The sequence below is a fragment of the Anabaena sp. UHCC 0204 genome, from assembly GCF_009711975.1.
Lineage (GTDB): Bacteria > Cyanobacteriota > Cyanobacteriia > Cyanobacteriales > Nostocaceae > Dolichospermum.
The window spans coordinates 39,422-65,193 of the sequence record NZ_VIKW01000016.1; the positions used below are offsets into that span (position 1 = coordinate 39,422).

The 25,772-nt window shown below is 36.8% G+C and carries 25 protein-coding genes; 14 read left to right on the top strand and 11 right to left on the bottom strand.

The window, feature by feature from the left end; translation table 11 throughout:
• Nucleotides 1-1,368, bottom strand: a complete 1,368-nt coding sequence (locus FJR04_RS14470) for a DNA cytosine methyltransferase (protein ID WP_168495918.1) — start codon at nucleotides 1,366-1,368, stop codon at nucleotides 1-3.
• A gap of 269 nt (nucleotides 1,369-1,637) precedes the next feature.
• On the opposite strand from FJR04_RS14470, the gene FJR04_RS14475 reads away from it, so the two are divergent.
• Genes FJR04_RS14475 through FJR04_RS14485 form a run of 3 tightly spaced genes read left to right on the top strand, consistent with a single transcriptional unit; the run spans nucleotide 1,638 to nucleotide 4,735 of the window.
• Nucleotides 1,638-3,179: an FAD-dependent oxidoreductase gene (locus tag FJR04_RS14475; protein WP_168495920.1), complete on the top strand. Its 1,542-nt coding sequence runs from the start codon at nucleotides 1,638-1,640 to the stop codon at nucleotides 3,177-3,179.
• A 31-nt stretch (nucleotides 3,180-3,210) separates the two neighbouring features.
• The gene (locus FJR04_RS26655) at nucleotides 3,211-3,750 is read left to right on the top strand and encodes an NfeD family protein (RefSeq protein WP_371418119.1); all 540 of its coding nucleotides are present in this window, start codon (nucleotides 3,211-3,213) and stop codon (nucleotides 3,748-3,750) included.
• A gap of 46 nt (nucleotides 3,751-3,796) precedes the next feature.
• Nucleotides 3,797-4,735 (top strand): SPFH domain-containing protein, encoded by a 939-nt coding sequence (locus FJR04_RS14485; protein WP_168495922.1) that lies wholly within the window; start codon nucleotides 3,797-3,799, stop codon nucleotides 4,733-4,735.
• Between the two features lie 50 nt (nucleotides 4,736-4,785).
• Here FJR04_RS14485 and FJR04_RS26490 read toward each other — a convergent pair whose 3' ends face one another.
• Nucleotides 4,786-4,908 (bottom strand): hypothetical protein, encoded by a 123-nt coding sequence (locus FJR04_RS26490; RefSeq protein WP_256366797.1) that lies wholly within the window; start codon nucleotides 4,906-4,908, stop codon nucleotides 4,786-4,788.
• A gap of 65 nt (nucleotides 4,909-4,973) precedes the next feature.
• Between FJR04_RS26490 and FJR04_RS14495 the strand changes: the two genes are divergently transcribed.
• The gene (locus tag FJR04_RS14495) at nucleotides 4,974-5,678 is read left to right on the top strand and encodes an actin-binding WH2 domain-containing protein (protein ID WP_168495924.1); all 705 of its coding nucleotides are present in this window, start codon (nucleotides 4,974-4,976) and stop codon (nucleotides 5,676-5,678) included.
• Nucleotides 5,679-5,753: 75 nt separating this feature from the next.
• Here the strand turns inward: FJR04_RS14495 and FJR04_RS14500 are convergent, their stop codons facing one another.
• Complete coding sequence (locus FJR04_RS14500; protein WP_168495926.1) at nucleotides 5,754-6,692, bottom strand: putative 2-dehydropantoate 2-reductase; 939 nt, start codon at nucleotides 6,690-6,692, stop codon at nucleotides 5,754-5,756.
• Between the two features lie 119 nt (nucleotides 6,693-6,811).
• Between FJR04_RS14500 and FJR04_RS14505 the strand changes: the two genes are divergently transcribed.
• Both FJR04_RS14505 and FJR04_RS14510 read left to right on the top strand, forming a co-directional pair.
• The gene (locus FJR04_RS14505; RefSeq protein ID WP_168495928.1) at nucleotides 6,812-7,213 is read left to right on the top strand and encodes a fasciclin domain-containing protein; all 402 of its coding nucleotides are present in this window, start codon (nucleotides 6,812-6,814) and stop codon (nucleotides 7,211-7,213) included.
• A 219-nt stretch (nucleotides 7,214-7,432) separates the two neighbouring features.
• The gene (locus FJR04_RS14510; protein WP_168495930.1) at nucleotides 7,433-7,762 is read left to right on the top strand and encodes a hypothetical protein; all 330 of its coding nucleotides are present in this window, start codon (nucleotides 7,433-7,435) and stop codon (nucleotides 7,760-7,762) included.
• Nucleotides 7,763-7,874: 112 nt separating this feature from the next.
• Here the strand turns inward: FJR04_RS14510 and FJR04_RS14515 are convergent, their stop codons facing one another.
• The 3 genes from FJR04_RS14515 to FJR04_RS14525 form a co-directional block, all read right to left on the bottom strand.
• Nucleotides 7,875-8,108, bottom strand: coding sequence for a hypothetical protein (locus tag FJR04_RS14515; protein WP_168495932.1), 234 nt, complete (start codon nucleotides 8,106-8,108; stop codon nucleotides 7,875-7,877).
• 368 nt (nucleotides 8,109-8,476) lie between these two features.
• Nucleotides 8,477-9,832 carry a UDP-N-acetylmuramoyl-tripeptide--D-alanyl-D-alanine ligase gene (murF, locus tag FJR04_RS14520; RefSeq protein WP_168495934.1) on the bottom strand — a complete coding sequence of 452 codons (1,356 nt, stop codon included), beginning with the start codon at nucleotides 9,830-9,832 and terminating at the stop codon, nucleotides 8,477-8,479.
• A gap of 287 nt (nucleotides 9,833-10,119) precedes the next feature.
• On the bottom strand, nucleotides 10,120-10,257 hold the full coding sequence (locus FJR04_RS14525) for a hypothetical protein (RefSeq protein WP_168495936.1): 138 nt from the start codon (nucleotides 10,255-10,257) through the stop codon (nucleotides 10,120-10,122).
• A gap of 270 nt (nucleotides 10,258-10,527) precedes the next feature.
• Between FJR04_RS14525 and FJR04_RS14530 the strand changes: the two genes are divergently transcribed.
• Entirely contained in the window at nucleotides 10,528-11,067 is a 540-nt protein-coding gene (locus FJR04_RS14530; protein WP_168495938.1) for a GNAT family N-acetyltransferase, read from the top strand.
• 22 nt (nucleotides 11,068-11,089) lie between these two features.
• Here the strand turns inward: FJR04_RS14530 and FJR04_RS14535 are convergent, their stop codons facing one another.
• The gene (locus FJR04_RS14535) at nucleotides 11,090-12,010 is read right to left on the bottom strand and encodes a histone deacetylase (RefSeq protein WP_168495940.1); all 921 of its coding nucleotides are present in this window, start codon (nucleotides 12,008-12,010) and stop codon (nucleotides 11,090-11,092) included.
• A gap of 149 nt (nucleotides 12,011-12,159) precedes the next feature.
• Between FJR04_RS14535 and FJR04_RS14540 the strand changes: the two genes are divergently transcribed.
• The 4 genes from FJR04_RS14540 to FJR04_RS14555 all read left to right on the top strand — a co-directional run bounded on the left by FJR04_RS14540 (nucleotide 12,160) and on the right by FJR04_RS14555 (nucleotide 17,650).
• Nucleotides 12,160-14,421 carry a heavy metal translocating P-type ATPase gene (locus tag FJR04_RS14540; protein ID WP_168495942.1) on the top strand — a complete coding sequence of 754 codons (2,262 nt, stop codon included), beginning with the start codon at nucleotides 12,160-12,162 and terminating at the stop codon, nucleotides 14,419-14,421.
• 222 nt (nucleotides 14,422-14,643) lie between these two features.
• On the top strand, nucleotides 14,644-15,747 hold the full coding sequence (locus tag FJR04_RS14545) for an aromatic ring-hydroxylating dioxygenase subunit alpha (protein WP_168495944.1): 1,104 nt from the start codon (nucleotides 14,644-14,646) through the stop codon (nucleotides 15,745-15,747).
• A gap of 223 nt (nucleotides 15,748-15,970) precedes the next feature.
• On the top strand, nucleotides 15,971-16,852 hold the full coding sequence (locus tag FJR04_RS14550) for a 4-hydroxybenzoate solanesyltransferase (protein ID WP_168495946.1): 882 nt from the start codon (nucleotides 15,971-15,973) through the stop codon (nucleotides 16,850-16,852).
• A gap of 219 nt (nucleotides 16,853-17,071) precedes the next feature.
• Nucleotides 17,072-17,650, top strand: a complete 579-nt coding sequence (locus FJR04_RS14555) for a hypothetical protein (RefSeq protein WP_168495948.1) — start codon at nucleotides 17,072-17,074, stop codon at nucleotides 17,648-17,650.
• A 206-nt stretch (nucleotides 17,651-17,856) separates the two neighbouring features.
• On the opposite strand, the gene FJR04_RS14560 is transcribed toward FJR04_RS14555, so the two are convergent.
• Nucleotides 17,857-19,095 (bottom strand): aspartate aminotransferase family protein, encoded by a 1,239-nt coding sequence (locus FJR04_RS14560; RefSeq protein WP_174763844.1) that lies wholly within the window; start codon nucleotides 19,093-19,095, stop codon nucleotides 17,857-17,859.
• Between the two features lie 191 nt (nucleotides 19,096-19,286).
• Here FJR04_RS14560 and FJR04_RS14565 point away from each other — a divergent pair, with 191 nt between their 5' ends.
• Nucleotides 19,287-20,351, top strand: a complete 1,065-nt coding sequence (locus tag FJR04_RS14565) for a potassium channel protein (protein ID WP_168495952.1) — start codon at nucleotides 19,287-19,289, stop codon at nucleotides 20,349-20,351.
• An 82-nt stretch (nucleotides 20,352-20,433) separates the two neighbouring features.
• Here FJR04_RS14565 and FJR04_RS14570 read toward each other — a convergent pair whose 3' ends face one another.
• Entirely contained in the window at nucleotides 20,434-21,051 is a 618-nt protein-coding gene (locus FJR04_RS14570) for a PEP-CTERM sorting domain-containing protein (RefSeq protein WP_168495954.1), read from the bottom strand.
• A 299-nt stretch (nucleotides 21,052-21,350) separates the two neighbouring features.
• Here FJR04_RS14570 and FJR04_RS14575 point away from each other — a divergent pair, with 299 nt between their 5' ends.
• Nucleotides 21,351-22,181: a leucine-rich repeat domain-containing protein gene (locus FJR04_RS14575; RefSeq protein WP_168495956.1), complete on the top strand. Its 831-nt coding sequence runs from the start codon at nucleotides 21,351-21,353 to the stop codon at nucleotides 22,179-22,181.
• A 41-nt stretch (nucleotides 22,182-22,222) separates the two neighbouring features.
• Here the strand turns inward: FJR04_RS14575 and FJR04_RS14580 are convergent, their stop codons facing one another.
• Nucleotides 22,223-22,906 (bottom strand): response regulator transcription factor, encoded by a 684-nt coding sequence (locus tag FJR04_RS14580; RefSeq protein WP_168496046.1) that lies wholly within the window; start codon nucleotides 22,904-22,906, stop codon nucleotides 22,223-22,225.
• 346 nt (nucleotides 22,907-23,252) lie between these two features.
• Here FJR04_RS14580 and smpB point away from each other — a divergent pair, with 346 nt between their 5' ends.
• Nucleotides 23,253-23,723: an SsrA-binding protein SmpB gene (gene smpB / locus FJR04_RS14585; protein ID WP_168495958.1), complete on the top strand. Its 471-nt coding sequence runs from the start codon at nucleotides 23,253-23,255 to the stop codon at nucleotides 23,721-23,723.
• 70 nt (nucleotides 23,724-23,793) lie between these two features.
• Here smpB and FJR04_RS14590 read toward each other — a convergent pair whose 3' ends face one another.
• Nucleotides 23,794-25,602 carry a proline--tRNA ligase gene (locus FJR04_RS14590; protein ID WP_168495960.1) on the bottom strand — a complete coding sequence of 603 codons (1,809 nt, stop codon included), beginning with the start codon at nucleotides 25,600-25,602 and terminating at the stop codon, nucleotides 23,794-23,796.
• Between the last annotated feature and the right edge of the window lie 170 nt (nucleotides 25,603-25,772).

Here is a 25,772-nt window from a genome sequence, read left to right on the forward strand (position 1 = left end):
TTAGATATCAAGAATTCTCAGTAATTCTTTAGCTACATACTCAACTACAGGTACAGGGACTGCATTACCAAACTGTTTTTTAGCAACTTCATCTTTTTTATGGTATTCAAAATTCACAGGAAATCCTTGTAATTTACAAGCGTGTTTTGCAGTAATAGGTATATATTTCTGCGGTTGATAAATTTTCTCTAGGAAAAGATTTTTATATTCCTGTGGATGAGTAGCATGAATAGATACAGTTGCAATATAGTCTTTACCACCAGTAGCAGTTAAAGTTGGAAAAATATCAGCCGTAGGTAAAATAATTCTATAAATATTATTAATACCGGTCATATTTTTAGAGTTTACAAATTCATATTTATGATCAGAGGTTAACCGGAATATTCCTTTTTTAACTAAAATATTTAATTCATTTATCTCTATATCAATTATTATTTCTCGAAAATTATCAAAAGATAAAGGATTACCATCTTTATTGCCATATTTCTTACTTCTTCTATATTTGAGAAGTGTTAAGCAAATCATTTTTTCTCTATCACTGGTATTGATAATATCCCAAGAATGAATTGTTGTATGTCCATTTCTTAAATCAGAAAAAATGAAAAAATCATTTAACTCATCATCTTTTTGAAATCTGGTTCTTGATGGTGGAATTACCCCTTTAAACAAGGTATTTGCATCTAGTTTAACTTTTTCAACAAAATTAATATTTTTCAATTCATCCAAAATATCTAAAACTTTTGGGTGAATATTCAAAGGTTTAGGGAATTTATATTCCTGACATCCTTCTATATCTTTTCTAATTCCAACAATAAAAACTCTCTCTCTATTTTGAGGTAAACCAAAATCGTAAGCATTAATAACTTTCCATTTAACGCAATATCCTATATTTACCAATTCATTAAGAATCAGTTCCAAATTATCCCGATTTTTAGGACTTGCTAATCCACTAACATTTTCAAAAATAAATCCTTGAGGTTGATTTTTATTCACTAGTCGAATGACATCAAACCATAATTTTCCTCTAGGATCTTCAAATCCCCTTAAACAACCAGCAACAGACCAGGGTTGACAAGGAACACCACCAACAATTATGTCAATATTGGGTGGAAGATCGCTAATATTGGTAATATCTCCTAACTCAATTTCATGTTTATTAAAGTAATTAATGAAATTTTGCTGATAAACATTAATTGCTTGTTTGTCTATTTCAGAATATCCTAAACATTGACCACCTAATTTATTTAAAGCAATTCTAAAGCCACCAATACCAGCAAAAAGATCAATAAAAGTAAATTGTTTTTGGTGAGTCACTAATTGTAGAGGCAATTCTATTTGTTTTGCTATTGGTAAAAATATAGATTTCATATTTGTTAGCTAATTTTATCAACTAACTATTAATAGTTATAAACTTAGTATATCATCAAATATACAAAGTTTCCAGTTTTTAACCCGGTGACAACCACTTTACTTCTAAAATACAAGGTTGGGTTAAAAACCAAAATTCAACAAACTCACATAAATAGTAGATTTACCCTCTTTCTACCTAACCTGCAATTTTTCTAGCTGAAACTCCTTGGTTTATGTATCCAGCAAAGATAGTATCAATATATAGAACTTTGCTGGAATTAACCGTTATGTCACTAACTGAAGAAATTCTCTCTCAACTACCAGGCGATATTTTAGGCGGTTTACGACGCACAGATAGCATTTTAACATCCCTCCGCGCCAATAACGCACCCATACCCAACGTTGTTAAAGAAAGTCCAGAAAATTTAGACTCCGTGGAATTTGACGTGATTATCTGCGGGGGAACTTTGGGAATTTTAATCGGTTGCGCTTTAGCCGTGCGTGGTTTACGGGTAGCATTACTAGAAAGGGGAATTTTGCGCGGAAGAGAACAGGAATGGAATATTTCTCGCAAAGAATTGGAAGTATTTCGGGAATTGGACTTGTTAACAGCAGCAGAATTAACAAAAACTATTGTTACTGAATATAACCCCGCACGAGTCAGTTTTCAAGAAGGTACAGAAGTTTGGGTAGAAGATGTTCTTAATATTGGTGTAGATCCTATTTATCTACTGGAAACTTTAAAAACCCGTTTTCTGAATGTTGGCGGAAAGTTATTTGAAAATACACCATTTAGTGATATTGTAATTCACCCAAATGGAGTCATAGTAAATAACCAATTTACCGGAAAATTGTTACTGGATGCAATGGGGAATCTTTCACCAATTAGCCAACAAGCACGTCAAGGAAAAAAACCAGATGCGCTTTGTTTAGTTGTGGGAACTTGTGCGAAAGGATTTCCGGAAAATAACTCCGGGGATTTGTTGTTATCTTTCACGGCTTTGGAAAATCAATGTCAATATTTTTGGGAAGCTTTTCCAGCCAAAGATGGAAGAACTACATATTTATTTACCTATATGGATGCAGATCCACAACGATTGAGTTTAGAAACTTTATTTGATGAATATTTACGCCTGTTACCAGAATATCAAGGTGTGGAAATTAATGAATTAAATTTTCAAAGGGCGTTGTTTGGTTTCTTTCCTAGCTATCGTCAAAGTCCTCTCCAAACCCTTTGGAATCGGATTGTACCAGTGGGAGATAGTAGCGGAAATCAATCACCTTTAAGTTTTGGTGGTTTTGGGGCGATGGTGCGTCATTTACAAAGGTTAACTTTGGGAATTGAAGAAGCATTAAAAACTGATCAATTATCTGCTCAATCTTTAGCAATATTGCAACCCTATCAGCCGAGTTTAAGTGTAACTTGGTTATTTCAAAAAGCGATGAGTGTAGGTGTAAATCAGAAAATTGATCCCCATCAAATTAACGCTTTACTCTCGGCTGTCTTTGCCCAAATGCAGCAGTTAGGTACACCTGTTTTAAAACCTTTTTTACAAGATATTGTCCAGTTTACAGCGTTAACCCAAACTTTGTTAAAAACTGGTTTATCTCATCCTTTATTAGTTGCCAAAATTATCCCCCAAGTTGGTTTATTGAGTTTAATGGATTGGATGTTACATTATGTAAATTTAAGTGTGTATACTGGGTTGTTTTCTCTGACTCCCATGTTAGAACTATTAGTTAATAATTTACCAGCAGAAAAACAATATTATTGGCATCGGTTAATAGATCAATGGAAATTTGGATCAGGTCGTGATTATGATGAATAATATTTAAGGACATCAAAATAAGGAGATAGATGTGTTATACAATATATATTTTCCCTGGTTAATGATGACAACAGAATCAGGTTTTCTTTTCACACCTCCCTGGTTTTGGTTAATTAGTGGTTTAGTTTTAATCATTGGAGATATACTATTCTTTAAAAAACTATCGCCTAATTTTCGCTTTATTGGTGTATCTATGGGGGTGGGTGCAATATTTGTGGCGACTGTTTTATGGCGTAGTGGTATTTATTTCGGGATCAAATGGGAACACCTGATGTATGATGAATTTGAAACCCAAATATTTTACTGGATGGGTGTTTCTTTATCTCTGATCATCTGGATACGTCCTGTATTAATTCCTCGCAAAAAATTTACTATTCAAGCTGCCCAAGAAGCCACAACTTTGACAGAGATTTTACCAGGAAAACCGGGTAGAGTCTTGTATGAAGGTAGTTCTTGGCAAGCTAGTTGTGCTAATGCTGAAGGTGCGATCGCGGCTGATCAAAAAGTTTATGTTTTACGAAGAGAAGGTAATACTTTAATCGTGGCATCAGAGGCATTTTTTAACAACTAATTGGTTGATAAATATATTTCATTGAGTTATTTGGGGGTAATTGATTATGCAACTATTACTTTTTTTAGCAGGTACGATTATTGCTGCTAGTGTTGGTGCTAGTAGTATTAAAATTGTCAAACAAGGAGATGAAGCTTTAGTAGAATTTTTAGGGCGATATGATGGTAAAAAGTTAGAACCAGGGCTGAATTTTGTCACTCCATTTATATCGCACGTGGTGTGTACAGAAACAAAACGGGAACGAGTTTTAGAAATTCCACCGCAAAATTGTATTACCCGTGATAACGTCTCAATTACAGTAGATGCGGTGGTTTATTGGCAGGTAATGGATATTGAAAAAGCCTATTATCGGGTGCAAAATCTCCAATCTGCAATGGTGAATTTAGTTTTAACTCAAATTCGGGCGGAGTTGGGGAAGTTGGAGTTAAATCAGACATTTACAGCGCGAACAGAAGTAAATGAAATGTTATTAAGAGAACTGGATATTTCCACTGAACCTTGGGGCGTGAAGGTGAGACGGGTGGAACTGCGGGATATAGTTCCTTCTAAGACAGTACAAGGGGCGATGGAATTACAAATGTCCGCAGAACGGAAGAAACAGGCGACTATTTTAACCTCAGAAGGGGATAGAGAATCAGCAATTAATACAGCCAGAGGTAAAGCAGAAGCCAATATTATCGCCGCAGAAGCTCGTCATAAGGTAGCAATTTTAGATGCACAGTCACAAAAACAACAGCAGATATTAAAAGCAGCGGGAACTGCGGAAGCAATGGATATAATTGCGAAAAAACTCAAGGAAGATACCACTAATACTCAGGCTTTACAATATTTGTTGGTGCAAAATTATTTGGAAATGGGATTAGAAATTGGCAGTAGTGAAAGTAGCAAAGTTTTGTTTATGGACCCGCGCACAATTCCCGCAACTTTGGATGGAATGCGATCGCTTATTTCCGAAGTATCTAATAATGAAGAGATGAAAGTTTAAAATTAGCGCAGCTTTAGATCCGCGACTTCTTAAATAAGTTGGGGATCTGATTAACTTCTATTTCTCATATCTAAAAACTTCAATTGTTGATATAAACATTCACGAGTGTGCATATCTGCCATTAATTCATCTGTTGTGGTATTCAGAACCACAGATAAGCCATTATTTGGCATCGGTTAATAGATAAATGGCAGTTTGGATCAGGTCGTGATTATGATGAATAATAACTAAGGATAAGATGATTGAACGTAATTCTTTCAGGGTAAAATACTTTGTAGTATTGATTGGTTTTCTAAGAGAACGACAAGGATTTTTAGAGGAGGTTCGCCAAGGTGTCAGATTACCTATTAAAATCATTTCTTTATTGGTTTGTAGTTCCCTATTTTTAGCAATGTACGGCGGAATTATTGGTGCATCTCATAGTTGGATGCAGGCTTTATCTTCTGCGGTGAAATTACCAGCACTTTATCTGATTACATTGCTAATTTGTTTACCAACATTGTTTTTTGCAAATATTATATTTGGTTCAAAACGGACTTTTGCCCAACATTTTGCATTGGTACTAACGGCGATTTCTGTCACCAGCGTACTTTTATTTAGCTTTGCCCCAATTACTCTGTTTTTCTTAATTACAACCAATAATTACCAATTTTTAATTGTGTTAAATGTCATTATCTTTTCTTTAACTGGATTTATTGGTGTTTCTTCTTTATATAATGCTACGAATGTAGTTTTAGAACAAGATGATGAAAATAGTAAAACCCGTAAGACAATTATCCAATCGTGGTTATTTCTTTATGCTTTTGTTGGTAGTCAATTGGGATGGACTCTGCGACCTTTTTTCGGGACACCAGACTCTGTTTTTCAATTATTTAGAGAAAGAGAAGGCAATTTCTACTTAAGTGTTTTGCAAACTTTGGGTTATTTATTAGGAATTCGTTGATATGGCGGATATTAAAGGCAGCAGTAAAGCTTGATATCCGCGACTTATCACAGAAGTTGAGAATCTGATTTTTAATCAATTTCTATTTCTCATATCCAAAAATTTCAATTGTTGATATAAACAACGAATTTGCTGTAAATTCACACCTGCTGTTTCGGCTTTTCGTAATGAGTTACCAAAAATTGCTTCTACTTCTAAAGGACGCTTTTCATCAAAATCAATTTTCATGCTGGTGCGGTATGGCTTCATTTTTATGGTGTAATCTAACATTGTTTGAATGAAGCTTTCGGGAATAATTCTGCCTGTACTTTTTGCCCCTGCGGCTACTTCCCACATCAAACTTTCTACTAATTTCCGAGTGTGCATATCTGCCATTAATTCATCTGTTCTGGCATTCAGAACCACAGATAAGCCATTATAGGGAATATTCCAAACTAATTTTTTCCAACGTCCTAATAGTAAATCTGCTAATAGTTCTATGGATATACCTGCATTTTCAAAATCAGATGCAAGTTCCTGCATTTTTTTTGTAATACCAGTTGATTGATAATTAGACGTATATTCACCTAATGTAATTTGTCCATAATCTAAATGATGAATATGTCCTGGTGCAACTTTATTAGAACAGAGAAAACATAACCCGCCAATAATGCTGACATTACTCACAATTTCGGCAATTTCTGCTTCTATATCCATGCCATTTTGCAATACCAATACAATTCCGTTATCTTTAACTATGGGTGGTAATAAATTTGGTAAAAGTTGATTTTGAGTAGTTTTTAATGATACTATAACTACATCACACCGTGGCATTTTGTCAACATCATTATAGGCATTAACTTGCGGGAGGGTAAAGTCACCATCTTTTGACTCAATAATTAAACCTTGTTCGCTTACCTGTTGATAATCACTTTTGAGTAAATAGTGAACTTCTAAACCGGACTTTTGCAGTTTTGCGCCATAAAATCCGCCTAATGCACCAGTTCCCAATATTGCATAAGTGCGATCGCTCATTTTATATATAGAAAAATTTTAGGAAAATCATCAGAGTATATTTTACCAGAATTTTAAGTGATTAAACTTAAACATGATTTACTATTTTTATAACCTTTGGTAGATACGAGGTAAAGTCAATGGCTGATATTGTTGATATTGCAGTTAGTAATGATGCGTTTAAAACTTTGGTGGCAGCGGTACAAGCTGCTGGCTTAGTAGAAACATTAAAAAGTCCTGGTCCCTTCACTGTGTTTGCACCAACGGATGAAGCTTTTGCTAAGTTACCCCCTGGCACAATTACAACTCTATTACAAAATATTCCCCAGTTAGCAAGAATTTTAACCTATCACGTTGTGCCTGGGAAGTTAACAAAGGCTGAGTTGGCAAAACTGGGTACAGTGACTTCTGTGGAAGGTTCTCCTATTAAAATTAATTGTGATCATGGTTTTGAGGTGAAAAATGCCACGGTTTTAGCAGCAGATATTGATGCTGATAATGGGGTAATTCACGTTATTGATACTGTGATTTTGATGGGTTAATCCCACAAGCTGATTTTTTGATTTTGATAACCTAATAGAGACGCTAATAAAACGTCTCTATAATGAATAAATTTAGTTCTCAGGGCTAATTATTAAAAAAATGTAACATAAATGGTGCGATTACTCACTTTTAGGCTAAGATAAATATAGTTGTCTAAAAGCCCTCTACTTTATAATAAAAACCTAATAATAATAACCTACAATTATCCCCAAAAATTAATGTTAGATTTCAACACCTTAACTGAATTTTCCCGCAACAACTGTATAGGCATTTGCGCCTTTCTTGTTCCAGCCAATATCCTGACAACATTATTAACTCTGATCCTGACATTCCTAAATCGTCCCATGAGTCAAGTATGGATATCTATAGGATTAGCCTTTACATTTGCTAGTGTCATGATGTTGCACGTTTATACTTGGTTTATGATTGGTGTAGTTATGCCACCAACTTATATCTTGTTATCCTTAGCTGTGACCTGTTTATTGACTAATTTTTTGGTAATTATCTGGAAAAAAAGTCCTCTACAATTGTTTTCTTTTGGTAAATAATTACCACAGAAATGATAATTTCAACAATGTCAAATAAACAGTCAGAATAGTAATTTTTATTTACTATTCTGACTATCGTTAATAGCTGTTAGGTTACAGCTTTTTTTTAGTTTTAATAACCCCAGCCATAGCCAGGTCCATAGCCATAACCGCTTTTGGAAACGTCGTGAGAGTAATTGTGAGATTTATGTTTATGGTGATGGTTGTAATGAGAATGACAACTATGATGACCACCACCGAGAACATCTTGTACTTCCTCGTTAGCTAGTTCATTGAGAAAACTAGCAGCATCATTAAATAAATCATAACCTACTGGAGGTAGTGCAGAGATTTGGATATTAGCCATGATAATTTCTCCTGTATGTATTGTATTGATCAAAGACAAATCAGATTAGACTTGTTATTTACTAACCTTAGTTTTGATTCTTCCAAAAATAATTGATAAATTCAAGGCTTTGATCACCAGAGATCAGACTTAATGCAATTATTTTTGTCTAGATATTGATGGTAATTAGCAGTTAAATGATGTCTGTTAATTAACGGTTTTTTGCACTGATTTGAAGCTATAGTAGAGATGTTTCATGCAACATCCCTACAAAAAAAGTTATTTTTCTTGTGTATTGGATTTCCCTCAAAAGGCAGACTTAATTAAGTTTGTTTTGTCTAAAATACCAGTAAATAGTCAACACCTCTAACCCTTATCTTCCCATCTCTTTAATTGGTAAATTCTGCCCGCAATTGATTGACAACTCGATCTAAACCAACGGAATGGGCAGCTTTGAATAATAAGCGATCGCCTGTTTGCGTAAATGTTTTTAATCTCTCTACCAAATCAGCATGAGTAGTGAAACACTCGCAGGATATATTATCAGCACTATTAGCAATAATTTCGGCATCTTGGCCATCAACTAATACCAGCAACCCATCCAGATGCAAATTTTTAACCATTTCCCCGACTTTTTGGTGTAGTTCGGCGGATCTTTCTCCTAATTCCTTCATTGCCCCTAAAACTGCAATTTTCCGTTTTCCAGGTGTATCCGCTAACAACTGTAAAGCGGCTAACATGGCTTCTGGGGCAGCATTATAGGTTTCATCCAAAATCAGAATATCATTAGGTAAAGTGAAGCGTTGACTTCTACCTGTGGGCATATTCACCATGACACCAGATTGTAATAATTGCCAATCAATTTCTAATACCTTAGCTACTGCTAAAGCTGCTAAAAAATTAGTAGCATTATGACGACCAGGTAAAGGTAAAGATAGGCGCATTCCCCCTACCTCTACAGTTTCATTATCAATTAATGTGCCTTGAATATCGCCGCCAGATAAACCATAGGTAATTACTTTTCCCTGCCAAAATTTCGCTGCTGTTGCCATTAATAGGGGATAATCATGATTGAGAATGGCGATACTATCCTCTGGCATTGTCGCTAATAATTCACACTTAGCTTCAGCGATCGCTTCTTCTGAACCCAATAACTCAATATGTGCTGTTCCCACATTAGTAATTACACCGATGGTTGGTTTAGCAATTTCCGTAAGTTCGGCAATTTGTCCCTTCCCCCGCATCGCCATTTCGATCACAGCAAAGTCATCTTTTCGATCCAATTCTAAAAGAGTTTTGGGAACACCAATTTCATTATTAAAATTACTGTATGTTTTGTGAACTCGTCCCTTGGTAGCTAAAACCGCCGAAATTATTTCTTTCGTTGTCGTTTTACCTACCGAACCCGTAATCCCAATTACAGGAATAGAAAAGCTTTCGCGCCACCACTTAGCAACTTGTTGATATGCCTTTAAAGTATCTTTAACCCGCAAAACCGGAAAACCGGGATTTTCATAAGCATAATCAACTATGGCCACTATAGCCCCTTTAGCGATCGCCATCGGCACAAAATCATGTCCGTCAAATTTCTCCCCTCGCAAAGCCAAAAAAACCTCACCAGGTTGCAAAATTCGGGTATCTGTTTGTATACCACTACCTAGCTGAGTCAATGTAGATACAGATACATTGGCAGGTTTAGCGACAAGAACTTCAACCAGTTGAGAGATAGTAGTGAAAACTGGCATACTGATAAACAATAGGGTGTTTTAAGAACATTAACATTAACACCTTTTTGGATCACATATAGCAGAATTCAATTTCTTCCTACTCTATAGCTTACTGTTGTAGTAGGGTGCGTCAGACTGCATAAATCCTGCAAATACACAGATTGTTGATATCTGACGCACCCTACCAATGTGCCAGTTGCGTAAATCCTGATGATAAAGGACGGACAACCCCTAATTGCCCGCCCTTTATGTGCTTTTTAGCAGCGTAACAGCTACTTCCCCACGGCTAACTGTTAGCCATGATTTTAGCTGTCACCCGCTTTTTCAATAGTCTCAATTACTGCTAAACCTATACTAGAAGCTGCGATTAAAATGATTGCTGATGCGAAAAAAGCACTGGTAAGCATCTGGAGGGCTTGGTCAAAAAATATATAGGTGGTCATTTGTTCACCTTCTGAACCTTATACAGCTACTGGTACTATTTGTTTCTTCACAGCCCGGTGGCTGAATTCCTTGTGATCGTATCTTAACAAAACTTTAGCTCTTTCATAACAAGATTATAAAGTTTTATTACTAAAGATTTGATGAATTTTAACTTTATTTGGTTAGGTACAATACTGAAAAAGGCTGAAAGTAGAAATTGTATTCACTATCAGTACAGTAATGTCGCCATCTTAATGGTTGTAATCGCTACCTAGATTTTATTGCTAACCATGGAACTCATGCTTTTCGAGGTATCTACACAACGCTTACTATTAAAGCCTATTTCTATGGCATATAAGACAGAAATTTTTAGAGAATTTACCAGGGAAGTTTCGACTTATTTATATTCAGAACCAGCAGAAAAAATTCAGTATACTGAAAAATTCATTAATCAATCTTTACTAAAAATAGAAAAAGGAGAAGAATTAATAATTGTGATTTTAAAGAAAGATTCTCAAGAATTTTTAGGCTGTACTGGGATACATCAAATTCATAGTAAATACCCACAATTTGGCATTTGGCTAAAAAAATCAGCACATAAATCTGGTTACGCCACAGAAACAATTACAGCCTTGAAATCATGGGCTGATCAAAACTTGAATTATGAATATATTCAATATTCTGTAGATGAAGCAAACACTCCCAGCCGTAGGGTTGCAGAAAAACTGGGAGGTAAAATAGCTAGAAAATATGACCATATTACCTTGAGTGCTAAAGTCTTAAATATAGTGGAATATAGAATTATCAAACACCAAAATTCAGACTTTTAGGAAATAGCTATAGCAAAATCAACTACCTTATACAAGGTTGAATAGTGGCAATTACTGATTCAGCCAGACTTGGTAAATCATAACCGCCTTCTAACCCAAACACAATTTTTCTGGTTATACCTAAACAGTATTCTGTAAATAAACCAAAATCTGCTGGTTGTAAATTCATACTTGCTAAAGGATCATTAGCATTACCATCATAACCAGCACTAACAATCAGTAAATCTGGCTGAAAATTTGTGAGAAATGGTAATATATTTCTTTCCCATAACGGTTGATAAACAGTAATATCACTACCAGGAGGAATAGGTAAATTTAATACATTATGATGTGAACCTTGTTGAGAACTTTTCCCTGTACCAGGATAAGCTGGGTATTGATGAAGAGAACAATATGCAATTTCTGAGTGAGTTTCTACTATTGCTTCCGTACCATTACCGTGATGTACATCCCAATCTAGAATAGCAACACGCTTAATTCCAGGTTGTTGCAAAGCATAGAAAGCTGCAATTGCCGCATTAGAAAATAAACAAAATCCCATACCTGTACTACTTACCGCATGATGTCCAGGCGGACGCGCTAAGACAAAAGCAGAATCATCTGTATTTAAAACTGTATCAACTCCATCTAACCAAGCACTAACCGCCAACAAAGCCACATCATAACTACGGGGGGAAATGGGAGTATCTCCATCTAAATAACCACCACCAGAGGAGGCGATCGCCTTGACTTTGTTAATATAAGTTTTAGTATGAACACTTTCTACGCAAGACATTAAAAACGGTTTTGATGTAATGGGTGTAGGTATTTTCCAAGTAATTTTGTCTGCAAAACTCGCCGCTTTTAAAGCGTTGACTATCGCTGTTAACCGGGCTGGGTTTTCTGGATGATAGCTTCCTGTTTGATGATCTAAAAATTCTTCAGAATAAATAACCTGTAACATATATTTCCACATCCAAAATCTGAAATGTAAGCTAGGGAAAAGTCAAGAAACCTATTTAGCTGATATATTACACTAATGGGTGGCATATAAATCTCTTACTTCCTTGAAAAATCAGAAATTTGGGTAATGATTTAATTACAATAAGTAACATGAATAATCTTAATCTTAAACTTAAAGGGATGAGTTGCGCGGCTTGTGCTAATAATATTGAACAAGCGATTTTAGCTGTTTCTGGAGTTATTGAATGTCATGTTAATTTCGGTGCAGAACAGGTAACTATTAATTATGAACCCAAACAGACAAATATAGCAGAAATTCAAGCAGCGATCGCTAATGCTGGTTATTCATCTTTTTCATTAGAAGCAGCAGGTGAAAATGCAGCAGAAACAGCGAGTACATTAGCAGAAGAAAGAGAACTCATAATTAAATTAATAACAGGGGGTGTAATTAGCATCTTTCTGTTTTTCGGTTCTTTACCAATGATGACAGGGCTACATTTGCCATTTATTCCCGCATTTTTCCATCATCCTTGGTTACAATTAGTATTAACAACGCCCGTGCAGTTTTGGTGTGGTTGGTCTTTTTTCCGCAATGCTTGGAAATCCTTAAAACGCCGCACAGCAACGATGGATACTTTAATTGCTTTGGGGACAGGAACAGCTTACTTCTATTCTTTATTCGTTACACTTTTTCCTAGTTTATTTATTTCCCAAGGTATAGAACCTCATGTTTATTATGAAGTTTCAGCAATGGTTTTAACTTTAATTTTGTTAGGACGATTTCTGGAACATCGGGCTAGAGGACAAACCTCCGAAGCTATTCACAAATTGATGGGAATGCAAGCGAAAACAGCGCGAGTAATTAGAGATGAAGTAGAAATAGATATTCCCATTATTGAAGTTGTAGTTAATGATGTAATTGTAGTTCGTCCTGGTGAAAAAATTCCTGTAGATGGAGAAGTAATTGATGGTACTTCCACAGTAGATGAAGCCATGGTTACAGGTGAAAGTGTCGCCGTCAAAAAACAGCCAGGAGATGAAGTAATTGGGGCAACAATTAATAAAACTGGTAGTTTTAAGTTTAAAGCAACGCGGGTAGGGAAGGATACGTTTTTAGCCCAAATTGTCAAATTAGTACAAGAAGCCCAAGGTTCAAAAGCACCGATTCAAAGATTAGCAGATCAGGTAACTGGATGGTTTGTGCCGGTTGTAATTATGATTGCGATCGCTACTTTTGTTATCTGGTTTTATATTACAGGAAATTTTACCCTGGCAATGATCACAATGGTGGGGGTTTTGATTATCGCTTGTCCCTGTGCTTTAGGTTTAGCTACTCCTACTTCGATTATGGTGGGAACTGGTAAAGGTGCAGAAAATGGCATTTTAATTAAAAGTGCTGAAAGTTTAGAATTAGCGCACAAAATCCAGACAATTGTTCTCGATAAAACTGGAACTTTAACTCAAGGTAAACCTACAGTTACAGACTTTGTTACTGTTAAAGGAACAGCAGATAATAATGAACTTAATTTATTACAGTTAGCCGCAAGTGTTGAAAGAAATTCTGAACATCCTCTAGCGGAAGCAGTGGTAAAATATACGATTAATCAAACTGTAAATTTAGTAGATGTGAATGATTTTGCAGCTATTGTTGGGAGTGGTGTTCAAGGATTAGTTGCTGACAAATTAGTACAAATTGGCACACAACGCTGGTTTACAGAATTAGGAATTAATACAGATGCTTTACAGCCCAATCAAACAGCTTGGGAAAGTGAGGGAAAAACAGTAATTTGGTTAGCAGTAAATGGTAATTTAGAAGCAATTCTCGCTATTGCAGATGCCCTTAAACCTTCATCATTAACAGCAGTAAAAGCACTGCAAAAATTAGGTTTAGAAGTGGTAATGTTAACAGGAGATAATCAACCAACAGCACAAGCGATCGCCGATCAAGTTGGAATTACCCAAGTTTTTTCCCAAGTTCGTCCAGACCAAAAAGCAGCTATGATTAAATCATTGCAACAAAGGGAATTAGGGAAAAAATCTCAAATTGTCGCTATGGTGGGAGATGGAATTAATGATGCACCAGCATTAGCACAAGCAGATGTGGGAATTGCTATTGGTACAGGAACAGATGTGGCGATCGCTGCTAGTGATATTACTTTAATTTCTGGCGATTTACAAGCCATTGTTACAGCCATTCAACTCAGTCGCGCTACCATCAACAATATCCGCCAAAATCTATTTTTTGCCTTTATTTACAATATCATCGGTATTCCCATCGCTGCGGGTATTCTCTATCCTTTCTTTGGTTGGTTACTTAACCCAATTATTGCCGGTGCAGCAATGGCTTTTTCTTCTGTTTCTGTTGTTACTAATGCTTTAAGATTGCGTAATTTTAAATCAGGAGTTAGATAATATGTTAATAAAGAATTAACCGCAGATTGAAGATGATGAACACGGATAAACGCAGATAATTTTTTTACTTTCGTAGATTCGTTATAAAATGTACAAATTTAATTGTCAATTATCAATTGTCAATTATCAATTGTCAATTGTCAATTGTTAATGGTTAACTGTTTTTCTGAGTTGTTCATGATAGGTATAGATTAACCACTTCACTGCAAGTGAAATCTACAAATGAACACCAATATAGATAATTTTAACTCGGTTCGTAAGCCAAAAATTTTCAATCAGTCAGACAGTTTTATTGAAGGTTGGTATTGGGTATTACCTTCTCAATCTTTGCTAATAGGTGAGGTTAAAGCTGTCACAATTTTTGGCAAGGATTTAGTTGTATATCGTGGTAAAGATAGACGTGCTATTATCTTAGATGCTTACTGTCCTCACATGGGAACAAGTTTAGCAGAAGGTAATGTTGAGGGTAATGAATTACGCTGTGTTTTGCATCGCTGGAAATTTGATGCAGAAGGCATTTGTGTTGATGTTCCTGATTTAGATGAACCTGTAGCCCTGAAAGCAAAAACTTGGCCAACAGCAGAACAATATGGGATGATTTGGATTTGGACAGGGGAAACTCCTCAACAACCTTTACCTTTTGTTTTAGATTGGGAAAATCAAGAGTTTGATGTTTCTCTAGGTTCTCAATTTAGTATTAATTGTCATCCCCATCTGTTGCTTCTTCATGGTGTTGATATGCAACAAATTAATCTAGTTCATAAATTACCATTAAAGATGGTATTGGAGAAACAAGAACTAAATCAAAATGCGATTATTTTCAGCAGTATTACAAATATTAATGGTAAATCATTTTGGTTGAATCTCTACCGTTGGTTTTTTAATAATTCTCTTAATTACAGTGTTTGTTATTGGTATGGAACAACCTGTATAGTTTCCTTTAGTAATGAGTCTACCCATCTACATTTGATGTTTACAACTCGGATGTTACCAGGGGGAAAAACAGAAGGACAAACTTTATTAATGTCCAAAAAACGTAAAGGTATTTTAGGAAAGTTGATTAATAAATTAATGCTGAGGGTAGGGAAAAAAATTAGCGATCGCCTACTCAAAACCAATGATAGAATTTTACAAACTATGCAGTTCGATTTAAAAACACCTATAAAAGCTGATTTGTCAATTATGCAATTTATTAACCATTTAGAACGACAAAAACCCCTAACGTGGGAAACTTGGTTATTAGTGAGATCAAGAGAACGGGAGGAAGAAGTACGTGAAGAGCGGGAAAAACGCGAAAAATGGCGCGATGAGTTAGTTAATGACTAAAAAATCTATATTTTGACAATAAAAATGAAGTGGACTCGCCACTTCATCAATTCCCAGGTAGAACCTATAAATGAGTATAACCACTATAAATTTTGAAAATCGTATAAATACATACCAATTTAGATAACTAAACGATATTCTAGAAAATGTGAAGATATATTAACAGACGACTGACTGGGCGCAGGCCCTGCGCCCCTACGACTCCTTCTGCAAATCATCAAATATGCTAGAAACACAAGAAACAAATAAAGAACCATTATGGCTGGCAATTATCCGGCTATTGCGGTGGAATAAACCTGAAGGTAGGTTAATTCTCATGATTCCTGCATTATGGGCTGTATTCCTAGCGGCTGCGGGGAAACCACCACTACCCCTCGTGGGAGTGATTGTGTTCGGTAGTATCGCCACCAGTGCGGCTGGGTGTGTAGTTAATGACTTATGGGATCGAGATATTGATCCTCAAGTAGAGAGAACCCGCGATCGCCCCCTGGCCTCTCGCGCCCTTTCTGTGCAAGTTGGTATTATTGTCGGTTTAATTTCCCTAGCCTGTGCCGCCGTTATCGCCTTTTATCTTAACCCTTTAAGCTTCTGGTTATCCGTGGCCGCAGTCCCCGTCATTGTCCTTTATCCCGGTGCAAAACGAGTATTTCCAATTCCCCAATTGGTACTTTCTATTGCTTGGGGTTTCGCGGTTTTAATTAGTTGGAGTGCAGTTACAGCCAACATTACAGCACCAACTTGGTTACTTTGGGGAAGCACGATCCTCTGGACATTAGGATTTGATACTATTTATGCCATGAGCGATCGCCAAGATGATCAACGAATTGGTATTAATTCTAGCGCCTTATTTTTTGGTAAATATGCCCCTACAGCCATTGGTATTTTCTTGATTGGCACTATTCTCCTCTTAGCTGGATTAGGTTTCTTAATTAACTTACATACGGCTTTTTGGATCACTTTAATTATGGCTACCATCGCCTGGATCTGGCAAATTATTCGCTTACAACAGCCAGAAATACCTAACCCTGCGTATGCAGAAATGTTTCGTCAAAATGTCTGGATTGGTTTTTTAATCTTGCTAGGAATGATTGTTGGTTCTTTTTAATTTTGTAGTTAATTTAACTATTTATAGGACTAATAAATAGGTTGGTGTTAAAAATTGTCGTTGGGGCAAGGGAACAGGAAGAGAGTTTTGGGAAATTTTACTTTTCCTCACACATTTTGGTGATCTCACGTTCACCTACTTAAGAATAGATTCAAAATTATCAGGACAATTGTTTTAGTGGTTGGGATATTAATCTACAAGCTAGATCCAACCAATCCAATGAAACAATCTATTTTTGTTAAAGTCGCTACAATAATTTTACTGTCCTTTGGTAGTTTGAGTCTAGTTATGGGCAGTTTTTTGATTACTAAAGCCAATAGTAATACTAAAAAATTACAAATAATTACTGATACATCGCGCTATCAAGAAATTCGTCATCAAAAATGGTCAGATATTCAGCAAATTCAACATTTTCCCTCAGAAATTCCGGCTGATTCCCAAGTTTTACAAATGGCTTATTCCCCTGGATTAACTCCAGGAAGTAGTTCTTGGCAAATTCGGCTGAAACAATCACAAACAAATATTAAAAAATTACTTACACAATACCAAAAAATCTCTCAGCATCAATACTGGGGCGGTAATACAAATAATCATATTAATCAACCAAACGGTGTACCAACAACCTTTTTTTATACTAGCGATTCTCAGATGGAAACCTTTCCCAGTACCTATCAAATATTGGTATTAAAAGCAGAAGATAAAAGTCAACCTGGCAGTAAATGGAATCATGGTAAAAGCTCTGGAGTAGCCATTGATGTTACATCTTCAGAAATTATCTATTGGGCTGAAAAATGGTAACAGTATTTCCAGATTTAAGACTATTCTTATCTCCTGCTAATTCTGTTTCGGTAACGCCTACTCCATGCGTCGCTACGCAAGCTATGGGTACGCTACGCGAATGTTTGTATAGTAGCGTTCGCGGAGCGTGCCGGAGGCATCTTTCTAATCGCCATAAACTTTTAAAACATCCTCTTAGAGGGGCGGGGAATTATGCGATTTAATTGTCAATTAGGGCTGACTGTGAGTTTGGCTAATACCTTTTCTATAGCTTGCAAGGCTTGATTTATTTCTATTTCGGAAACAATCAAAGGTGGTACAAAACGGACGACTTTTGGACCTGCGGGGACGAGTAATAAACCCTCTTCCATGGCGGCTTTCACAACTTCAGCCGCAGTTAAAGGAATATCGGCTTTGAGTTCCATGCCGTTGATTAAACCCCAACCGCGGACTTCCAAGATATGCTGGGGATATTTAAGAGCGATCGCTCTTAATCCTTCTCGCAAATGTGCGCCTTGTTCTTCCACATTCTGCAAAATATTCTCTTTTTCCAAAGTCTCACAAACACTTAGCGCCACACCGCAGACAAAGGGATTACCGCCAAATGTGCTTGCGTGTTCTCCTGGTTGGAAAATATCACAGAACTTTTTACTCATCATTGCCCCAATGGGAATACCACCACCCAAGCCTTTAGCACTGGTGAAAATGTCTGGTTCTACACCCAGATGTTCATAACCCCATAATTTACCACTGCGTCCCATTCCCACTTGCACTTCGTCAAAAATCAACAAAATGCCGGTTTCGTCGCAAATCTCGCGTAACCGCTGGAAGTAGGCAACATCCCCAGGACGAACTCCACCTTCCCCTTGCAATGGTTCAATTAAAATAGCTGCTACACGATAATTACCTTCATCCAATTCAGTCACAGCGGCTTCCACTGCTCGAATATCGTTGTAATTTACATAATGGAAACCAGGCACTAAAGGATCAAAGTGTTTTTGATACTTTGGTTGTCCAGTAGCGGTAACGGTTGCTAAAGTCCGTCCATGAAAACTGGCATGGGCAGTTAAAATTATGGGGTGGGCAATTTCTAAAACTGTATGAGCATATTTCCGCGCTAGTTTAATAGCTGCTTCGTTGGCTTCAGCGCCAGAGTTGCAGAAAAATACCCGTTCTGCACAGGAATGATCAACAATCCATTTCGCTAATTCACCCTGTTCAGGAATATAGTACAAATTAGAAACATGATGCAATTTCTGGATTTGGCGTGTCACAGCCTCTACCATTGCTGGGTGGGCGTGTCCTAGAGTACAAGTTGCAATACCAGCAACAAAATCTAGATATTCCTTGCCTTGGGTATCCCAAACACGACAACCAGCACCCCTTTCTAAGGCCAAGGGAAAGCGTCCATAAGTGGACATCACAACTTGGTTGAAACTATCTGTATCAAAGGGTGTGGATGACATAAAACCTGACTCTTGAGGGATCGTGGCTTGTTCAACTAGACTTGGGAATTTCACTACCGCACCTCCTGAAAATCCTTTATCGTAATACTTTACTAGGTTCTCGGAAATCTTTCAAAATTTATTTTTATTGAGGAGTGAAATGGACAGACAAAGAAGCTTTTTAATTTTTAAGTTCTAATTTTGGATTGCCTGTGTATTCTACCCTTGAGCAAAAATATCAACGTATTCAAAAGGAATTAATGGCTGGGGCCTTTGCCCTGGGCTGTATTTTTTTAATTGGCATTTTATGGTATTGCCTGGTTGAGGGCTGGACATGGGAAGATGCAGCTTACATGACTGTGATTACTTTAGCAACTGTCGGTTATGGCGAAACTCACCCATTGGGTAGTCGGGGACGGTTGTTTACCATTGCCTTAATTTTAATGGGTGTGGTGAATCTTGGGTATATTGTCAATAGATTTTCAGGTGCAATTATTGAAGGCTATTTTCTGGAAGGAATTCAACTCCGACAACAAAGGCGTTTGATGGAATCATTATCAGAACATTATATTATTTGTGGATTTAGCCGCACTGGACGACAAATTGCCAAGGAATTTCTGGCTGAAGGTGTTACTTTTGTGGTGATTGATGCGGAACTTGAATCTGTACAAAAAGCCCAAGAACTTGGTTACAGTGTTTGTCAAGGTGATGCGACGCTAGATGAGATTTTGTTGAAGGTGGGTATTACTAAGGCAATTTGTATTGTGGCGGCTTTACCTTCAGATGCAGAAAATTTATATACTGTTTTATCGGCAAAAACTCTGAATCCAGGAATTAGAGCGATCGCTCGTGCTAGTACGGAAGAAGCGGTACAAAAATTACAGCGTGGCGGCGCAGATGCCGTAATTTCACCCTACATTACTGGGGGTAAACGCATGGCAGCAGCAGCCCTCAGACCGCAAATTCTAGACTTTGTGGATGGGATTCTCTCTGGTGCAGACCGCCAATTATACATGGAAGAATTTTTACTAGATCCGACCAGGTGTCCCTTTGTTGGTCAAACTTTACAAAAAGCCAAATTGCGATCGCAATCAGGGGCTTTAGTTCTCGCTATTCGTCGGATTGATGGTACTCTCATTGGTGGACCAACTGGAGATACGATTTTAATGACGGGAGATACCTTAATTTGTATGGGTACAGCGGAACAATTACGGGGTTTAAATCAAATTCTTGGTCCTATTAATTCTATACCTTTAAAACGTCCGAGAAATAGCTAATCTACTGAAAACGATGATTAGGGTGCATTACGAAATTACTAACACACCCTAAAAAATTGGATAATTTACTTTTTATACATCTCTAGGAAGCTGCTTTAACTAACACATTAAACTTGCGTTTGTTCTTCAAAGTAAATGCGGCCATCCCCAAACCAAATAAACCTAATGTGGCACTAGGTTCAGGTACGTGTTTTGTAACTACAGTAAAATTATTAAAGTGTGCCGTACCACCCCCTATAAGCTGATGAGTAACGCTATAAGCACCTGTATCTATAAAGTTAGTCAGGTCAAAATCGGCAATTGTACCAGTAGACTCGCTTAGTAAATCAATTACAGTAGTCGTAGTTAGTCCTGTCTTGATGTTGTTTAGCAACAAGCTAAGAGTACCTCCTCCAAAAAAAGCGTAGTTAAAGTGGAGGATTGTCTGTTTCTTTTTGATAATATCGAACACAGGAGAAAGACCAGAAGTGGCAGATGCATTTCCCTCTAGAGAAATCATATCAGATGTAAAAAAGGGAGTTGCAGATGATGTTGGGACAATTTGAGCGTTTCCTGCCAGGGTGAAACTTTCTAAGGACAAAGGTATAGTCAGATTAGCAGCTTGTGAAGCATTAGCACCACCAAGAATTGATAAACCAAATGTAGTACCGATAATAGCCGCTGTTAAAGTTGTACTCTTAATAGATTGAAGATTAAACATTGACTAGCTCCTCTGAAATACTAAATTAGAAAGAATTGGATAAAAAGTAGGTTGTTCTACTTTTCTAGGACTTACGCACTGTACAAATTCACCATGATGTGAATGAACGAAAATCAGTCGTTTCATGTACTTATAATACACAGATAAAGAGGAATTACTATCTATCAAAAGGTAGATATTAAAACAATAAAATACTCAGTCTATAACTAAAACGTCCGAGAAATAGTTAAAAATAGAATTGTTTTGCCAGTTAGAAGATGGTAAAATTACCGCAGCTTTTTTGTATAACTTGTAAAAATATGAAACTAACTTTAGTAACGACCACTATTTTTACCTTGACTTTAGGATTGTACACCCCAACAGTCACTGCTGAACCTACAAAAACACCCAAAACTTTCACACAATGGTGTCAGCAAAAAGCCAGTTTACCTAAAGAAACAAGACACATAGTGGAAGTATTATTAAAAGTTGCCGAAACACAAAATTGTAGTCAAGCTAATCAAACGCTGACTAATTTAACCTTGCTTAATCTTAGGGAAAATCAAATCAGTGATATCAAACCTTTGTCCAATCTGACTAATTTGAATACTCTTATCCTTGATCAAAATCAAATCAGTGATATCAAGCCTTTGTCTAATCTGACTAATTTGAATGCTCTTAATATTAAGGAAAATCAGATCAGCGATCTTAAACCTTTATCCAATCTGACTAATTTAAATGCTCTTAGTCTTGAAGAAAATCAAATCAGCGATATTAAACCTTTGTTCAATCTGACTAATTTAACTTATCTTTATCTTGATAAAAATCAAATCAGAATCAGCGATATTAAATCTTTGTCCAATCTGACAAATTTGACTATTCTTAGCCTTGATAATAATAAAATCAGCGATATTAAACCTTTGTCCAATCTGACTAGTTTGACTGTTCTTAGCCTTGGGGAAAATCAAATTAGCAATCTTAAACCTTTGTCCAATCTGACTAATTTGACTACTCTTAGCCTTAGAGAAAATCAAATCAGCGATCTTAAACCTTTGTCCAATTTGATTAATTTGACTGTTCTTTACCTTGGGGAAAATCCACTTATCTCTAAAAAATGTCCCGTCCAACCAGAGTCTATTTGTCATTTTTAGCGAATATTACCAGGCTAAAAGTGTAAATTTCAGTAAAAATGCTATTCCACTAAACCATGCTTGATGGCAAACCTGACTAACTCTGCACGGTTGCTAGTTCCAGTTTTTCTCAATAAGCTGCTTACATATTTTTCCACTGTCCTGGGACTCAAGTGTAAATGATTACCAATTTCTGCATTGGAAAAACCATGAGTTAATAACTCTAAAACTTCCTGTTCTCTTGCAGTTAGCGGTATCAGTATTTGAGAGTTTTGCACCTGAGTAGATATGGAAATATTACCGTTCTCTTCTTTTGTATATGTGGAAACACTGGTTTCTTCCTGATGAGAAAAGCGATATTCTGATTGGATAATTTGCGATCGCTCTAATAGATTACGAATAGCAGCGGCTATCTCCTCTAATTCAAATGGCTTAGGCAAGTACAAATCACAACCAGACTGATACCCCAAAATTCGTTCTTGGGTTTTGGTTCTCGCTGTTAACAAAATCACAGGCAATAACCGAAACGCCGATTGCTGACGCACCCGACGCACCAATTCATAGCCATTCATCCGAGGCATCATAATATCAGTCACCATCAAATCAGGACGGCACTTTTCCACCATAGCCAAAGCATCTACACCGTCATCAGCCGTAATTACATTGTAACCAGACAAATCAAGATAATCGCTAATGGATAGGCGTGTACCTAAGTCGTCATCTGCTATGAGAATAGTCAAGGGCATGGATAATACACCCCTATAATTTTTTTGATTGAGTAATGTGCTGTTATGGGCAATATCAATAGACACAGGCAAAAATAGTAATCCTATGTTTCATACTATGACAGGATTACCTACTAAATAACGAGAGGAGCAATGATTTATAAAGAAAATCTTAAATCTTTAGAAAATGTTAACAAAACTTTACACAATTTGCAGTCAAAGCTCAGTAGTAGCCAGTCATAATTTTTACTAATCGCTAATTACCAATTACTAATCACCTGTTCCCCGTCCCTTTGAATTACAATTAATGAAAAAGCTAGTCTAAATAAATTTTTAGGCATATTTATTAAAACTAAGAAGATTTTCAATGAGTGATAAACAGAGTGAAGGTTACAAAGTTATTTGTGATAATAGACAAGCCCGGTTTTTGTATGAAATCATAGAAACCTATGAAGCTGGAGTTCAGTTGACAGGAACTGAGGTGAAATCAATTCGTGCAGGTAAAGCCAATCTCCAAGATGGTTATGCCTTGCTTCGTGACGGTGAAGCATGGTTAATCAACGTGCATATTTCGCCTTATACCTCCAGTGGTGCGTATTTTAATCATGAACCGAGACGAACACGCAAGTTATTGCTTCACAAACAAGAACTCCGGAAACTCATTGGTAGGGTACAACAGGAGGGTTTAACTCTAGTCCCCTTAAAAATGTATCTCAAACGGGGTTGGGTGAAAATAGTTATTGCCCTTGGTAAAGGTAAAAAGTTACACGACAAACGAGAAAGTCTCAAACGTCGTGATGATCAACGAGATATGCAAAGGGCAATGAAGAGATATTAGCTTAAACAGTAGAAGCCTCTCACATACTTGATCAGGGTAGGTCTATTACCTACCCCAAAATAGTTTAATTTTACCCTTCTATTGCTTCTTTAATCCACTGTTGTAATGTATTAACAACTTCCTCAATCGGGATTTCTTGAGATTCCTTATTTGCGCGTTTGACTACTTCGACTTTACCATTTGTAATCGCTCTGCCGGTGACAATTCTCAAGGGAATCCCGATTAAATCTGCATCTTTAAATTTAACACCAGCGCGTTCATCTCTGTCATCTAACAAAGTTTCTACACCTGCTTGATTGAGTTCCGTGTAAAGTTTTTCGGCAACGGCGATTTGTTGGGCATCTTTAATGTTAGGAATTGTAATAATGGTGTGATATGGTGCGATCGCTACTGGCCAAATTATCCCATCTTTATCATAGGATTGTTCAACGGCTGATTGTGCTAATCGAGACACACCCACACCGTAACAACCCATAACTAAAGGCTTTTCTTCCCCTTGTTCGTTGGTATAAGTTGCACCCATGGCTTCGGAGTATTTTGTACCAAGTTGGAAGATGTGACCGGCTTCAATACCTCTAGCTGTTTGTAGGGTTTGGTTTGGATCATGGAGAGAGCGATCGCCTAATTTGGCTTTACGAATATCTACGGTTAATGCAGGTAGCTTAAATTGCTCACCCCAATTTGCCCCAACTACGTGAAAACCGCTTTCATTTGCACCAGTGACAAAGTTCTTTAACTCCACAGCAGTTTTATCCACCAACCGCACAAACTGAGAATTTACCTGTTTACTTCCCGCAATATAATCATCACTAATATCCGGTGCGATATAACCTAAAGGTAAAGATTTCCCTTGCCATGCTTCTTGAGCTTCGGCATTTGGTACAGTTAAAGTGAGAATAGTTTTAGCACCAAATTGAGGAGCTAATTTAGTTAATTCATTTTGTAATTTAACTTCATTAATTTCCTGATCTCCGCGAATATTGATTAACACCAAAACCGTTAAACCGTTATCATATACAAGTTGATATAAAACGTTTTTAACAATTTGGGTAGGATCACATTTCAAAAAATTACAAAGTTTTTCAATTGTATCAGTTCCCGGAGTTTCTCGTTTTTCGTAAGTTGTAAAAGGTGAAGTTTCCGCTTCTGCTGGTAAAGAAACAGCCTTTTCTACGTTTGCTGCATATTTACCATCTTCAGTATAGAGAACTTCATCTTCTCCCGCATCTGCTAACACCATAAATTCTGTAGAACCAGAACCACCAATAGCCCCAGAATCAGCTTCCACAGCCCGAAAAGCTAAACCAGAACGCCGTAACATATTACTGTAAGCGGTGTACATTTCCTGGTAAGTTTTTTTCAAACTTTCTTCATCAGCATGAAAAGAATAACCATCTTTCATGATAAATTCTCGTCCGCGCATTAAACCAAAACGGGGACGAATTTCATCACGAAATTTAGTTTGTAGTTGATATAAATGTACAGGTAATTGACGATATGAACGAATCATATCACGGGCAACTGTGGTAATTACTTCTTCGTGAGTTGGGCCAAGTCCTAATTGTTGTTCTCTTCTATCCACAAGAGAAAACATAATTCCCTCAGCCTTAGTATAGGTGTCCCAGCGTCCCGATTCTTGCCATAATTCCGCAGGTTGTAACTGTGGTAATAAACATTCTTGTGCGCCGGTAGCATTCATTTCTTCCCGGACAATTTGGGAAACCTTTTGCAAAACCCGCCACATTAGGGGAAGATAAGCATAAATCCCACTACCGATGCGACGGATATAACCTGCACGGAGTAACAATTTATGGCTAGGGATTTCCGCATCAGCAGGATCATCCCGCAGTGTAACAAATAACATTTGTGATAATCGCATTGTTTTTTACCTTACTTACTAACTTTTCAAATCAGTTACGTCTAAAATATTTCCATGCAATCAAACAGGTTTGGTATTAAAGACTTACAAATTAGACCATAATCTAAATTAATTTATTTCTGCCTTTGCGTCTTTGCTCCTTTGCCTCTTTGCGCGAAACATTCCTAAAA

Excerpts from the sequence above, each read along its gene's own strand:
- FJR04_RS14470 (WP_168495918.1), bottom strand. The coding sequence starts at position 1,368 with ATGAAATCTATATTTTTACCAATAGCAAAACAAATAGAATTGCCTCTA.
- FJR04_RS14475 (WP_168495920.1), top strand. The coding sequence starts at position 1,638 with ATGTCACTAACTGAAGAAATTCTCTCTCAACTACCAGGCGATATTTTA.
- FJR04_RS14485 (WP_168495922.1), top strand. The coding sequence starts at position 3,797 with ATGCAACTATTACTTTTTTTAGCAGGTACGATTATTGCTGCTAGTGTT.
- FJR04_RS26490 (WP_256366797.1), bottom strand. The coding sequence starts at position 4,908 with ATGCCAAATAATGGCTTATCTGTGGTTCTGAATACCACAACAGATGAA.
- FJR04_RS14495 (WP_168495924.1), top strand. The coding sequence starts at position 4,974 with ATGATTGAACGTAATTCTTTCAGGGTAAAATACTTTGTAGTATTGATT.
- FJR04_RS14500 (WP_168495926.1), bottom strand. The coding sequence starts at position 6,692 with ATGAGCGATCGCACTTATGCAATATTGGGAACTGGTGCATTAGGCGGA.
- FJR04_RS14505 (WP_168495928.1), top strand. The coding sequence starts at position 6,812 with ATGGCTGATATTGTTGATATTGCAGTTAGTAATGATGCGTTTAAAACT.
- FJR04_RS14510 (WP_168495930.1), top strand. The coding sequence starts at position 7,433 with ATGTTAGATTTCAACACCTTAACTGAATTTTCCCGCAACAACTGTATA.
- FJR04_RS14515 (WP_168495932.1), bottom strand. The coding sequence starts at position 8,108 with ATGGCTAATATCCAAATCTCTGCACTACCTCCAGTAGGTTATGATTTA.
- murF (WP_168495934.1), bottom strand. The coding sequence starts at position 9,832 with ATGCCAGTTTTCACTACTATCTCTCAACTGGTTGAAGTTCTTGTCGCT.
- FJR04_RS14525 (WP_168495936.1), bottom strand. The coding sequence starts at position 10,257 with ATGACCACCTATATATTTTTTGACCAAGCCCTCCAGATGCTTACCAGT.
- FJR04_RS14530 (WP_168495938.1), top strand. The coding sequence starts at position 10,528 with ATGGAACTCATGCTTTTCGAGGTATCTACACAACGCTTACTATTAAAG.
- FJR04_RS14535 (WP_168495940.1), bottom strand. The coding sequence starts at position 12,010 with ATGTTACAGGTTATTTATTCTGAAGAATTTTTAGATCATCAAACAGGA.
- FJR04_RS14540 (WP_168495942.1), top strand. The coding sequence starts at position 12,160 with ATGAATAATCTTAATCTTAAACTTAAAGGGATGAGTTGCGCGGCTTGT.
- FJR04_RS14545 (WP_168495944.1), top strand. The coding sequence starts at position 14,644 with ATGAACACCAATATAGATAATTTTAACTCGGTTCGTAAGCCAAAAATT.
- FJR04_RS14550 (WP_168495946.1), top strand. The coding sequence starts at position 15,971 with ATGCTAGAAACACAAGAAACAAATAAAGAACCATTATGGCTGGCAATT.
- FJR04_RS14555 (WP_168495948.1), top strand. The coding sequence starts at position 17,072 with ATGAAACAATCTATTTTTGTTAAAGTCGCTACAATAATTTTACTGTCC.
- FJR04_RS14560 (WP_174763844.1), bottom strand. The coding sequence starts at position 19,095 with ATGTCATCCACACCCTTTGATACAGATAGTTTCAACCAAGTTGTGATG.
- FJR04_RS14570 (WP_168495954.1), bottom strand. The coding sequence starts at position 21,051 with ATGTTTAATCTTCAATCTATTAAGAGTACAACTTTAACAGCGGCTATT.
- FJR04_RS14575 (WP_168495956.1), top strand. The coding sequence starts at position 21,351 with ATGAAACTAACTTTAGTAACGACCACTATTTTTACCTTGACTTTAGGA.
- FJR04_RS14580 (WP_168496046.1), bottom strand. The coding sequence starts at position 22,906 with ATGCCCTTGACTATTCTCATAGCAGATGACGACTTAGGTACACGCCTA.
- smpB (WP_168495958.1), top strand. The coding sequence starts at position 23,253 with ATGAGTGATAAACAGAGTGAAGGTTACAAAGTTATTTGTGATAATAGA.
- FJR04_RS14590 (WP_168495960.1), bottom strand. The coding sequence starts at position 25,602 with ATGCGATTATCACAAATGTTATTTGTTACACTGCGGGATGATCCTGCT.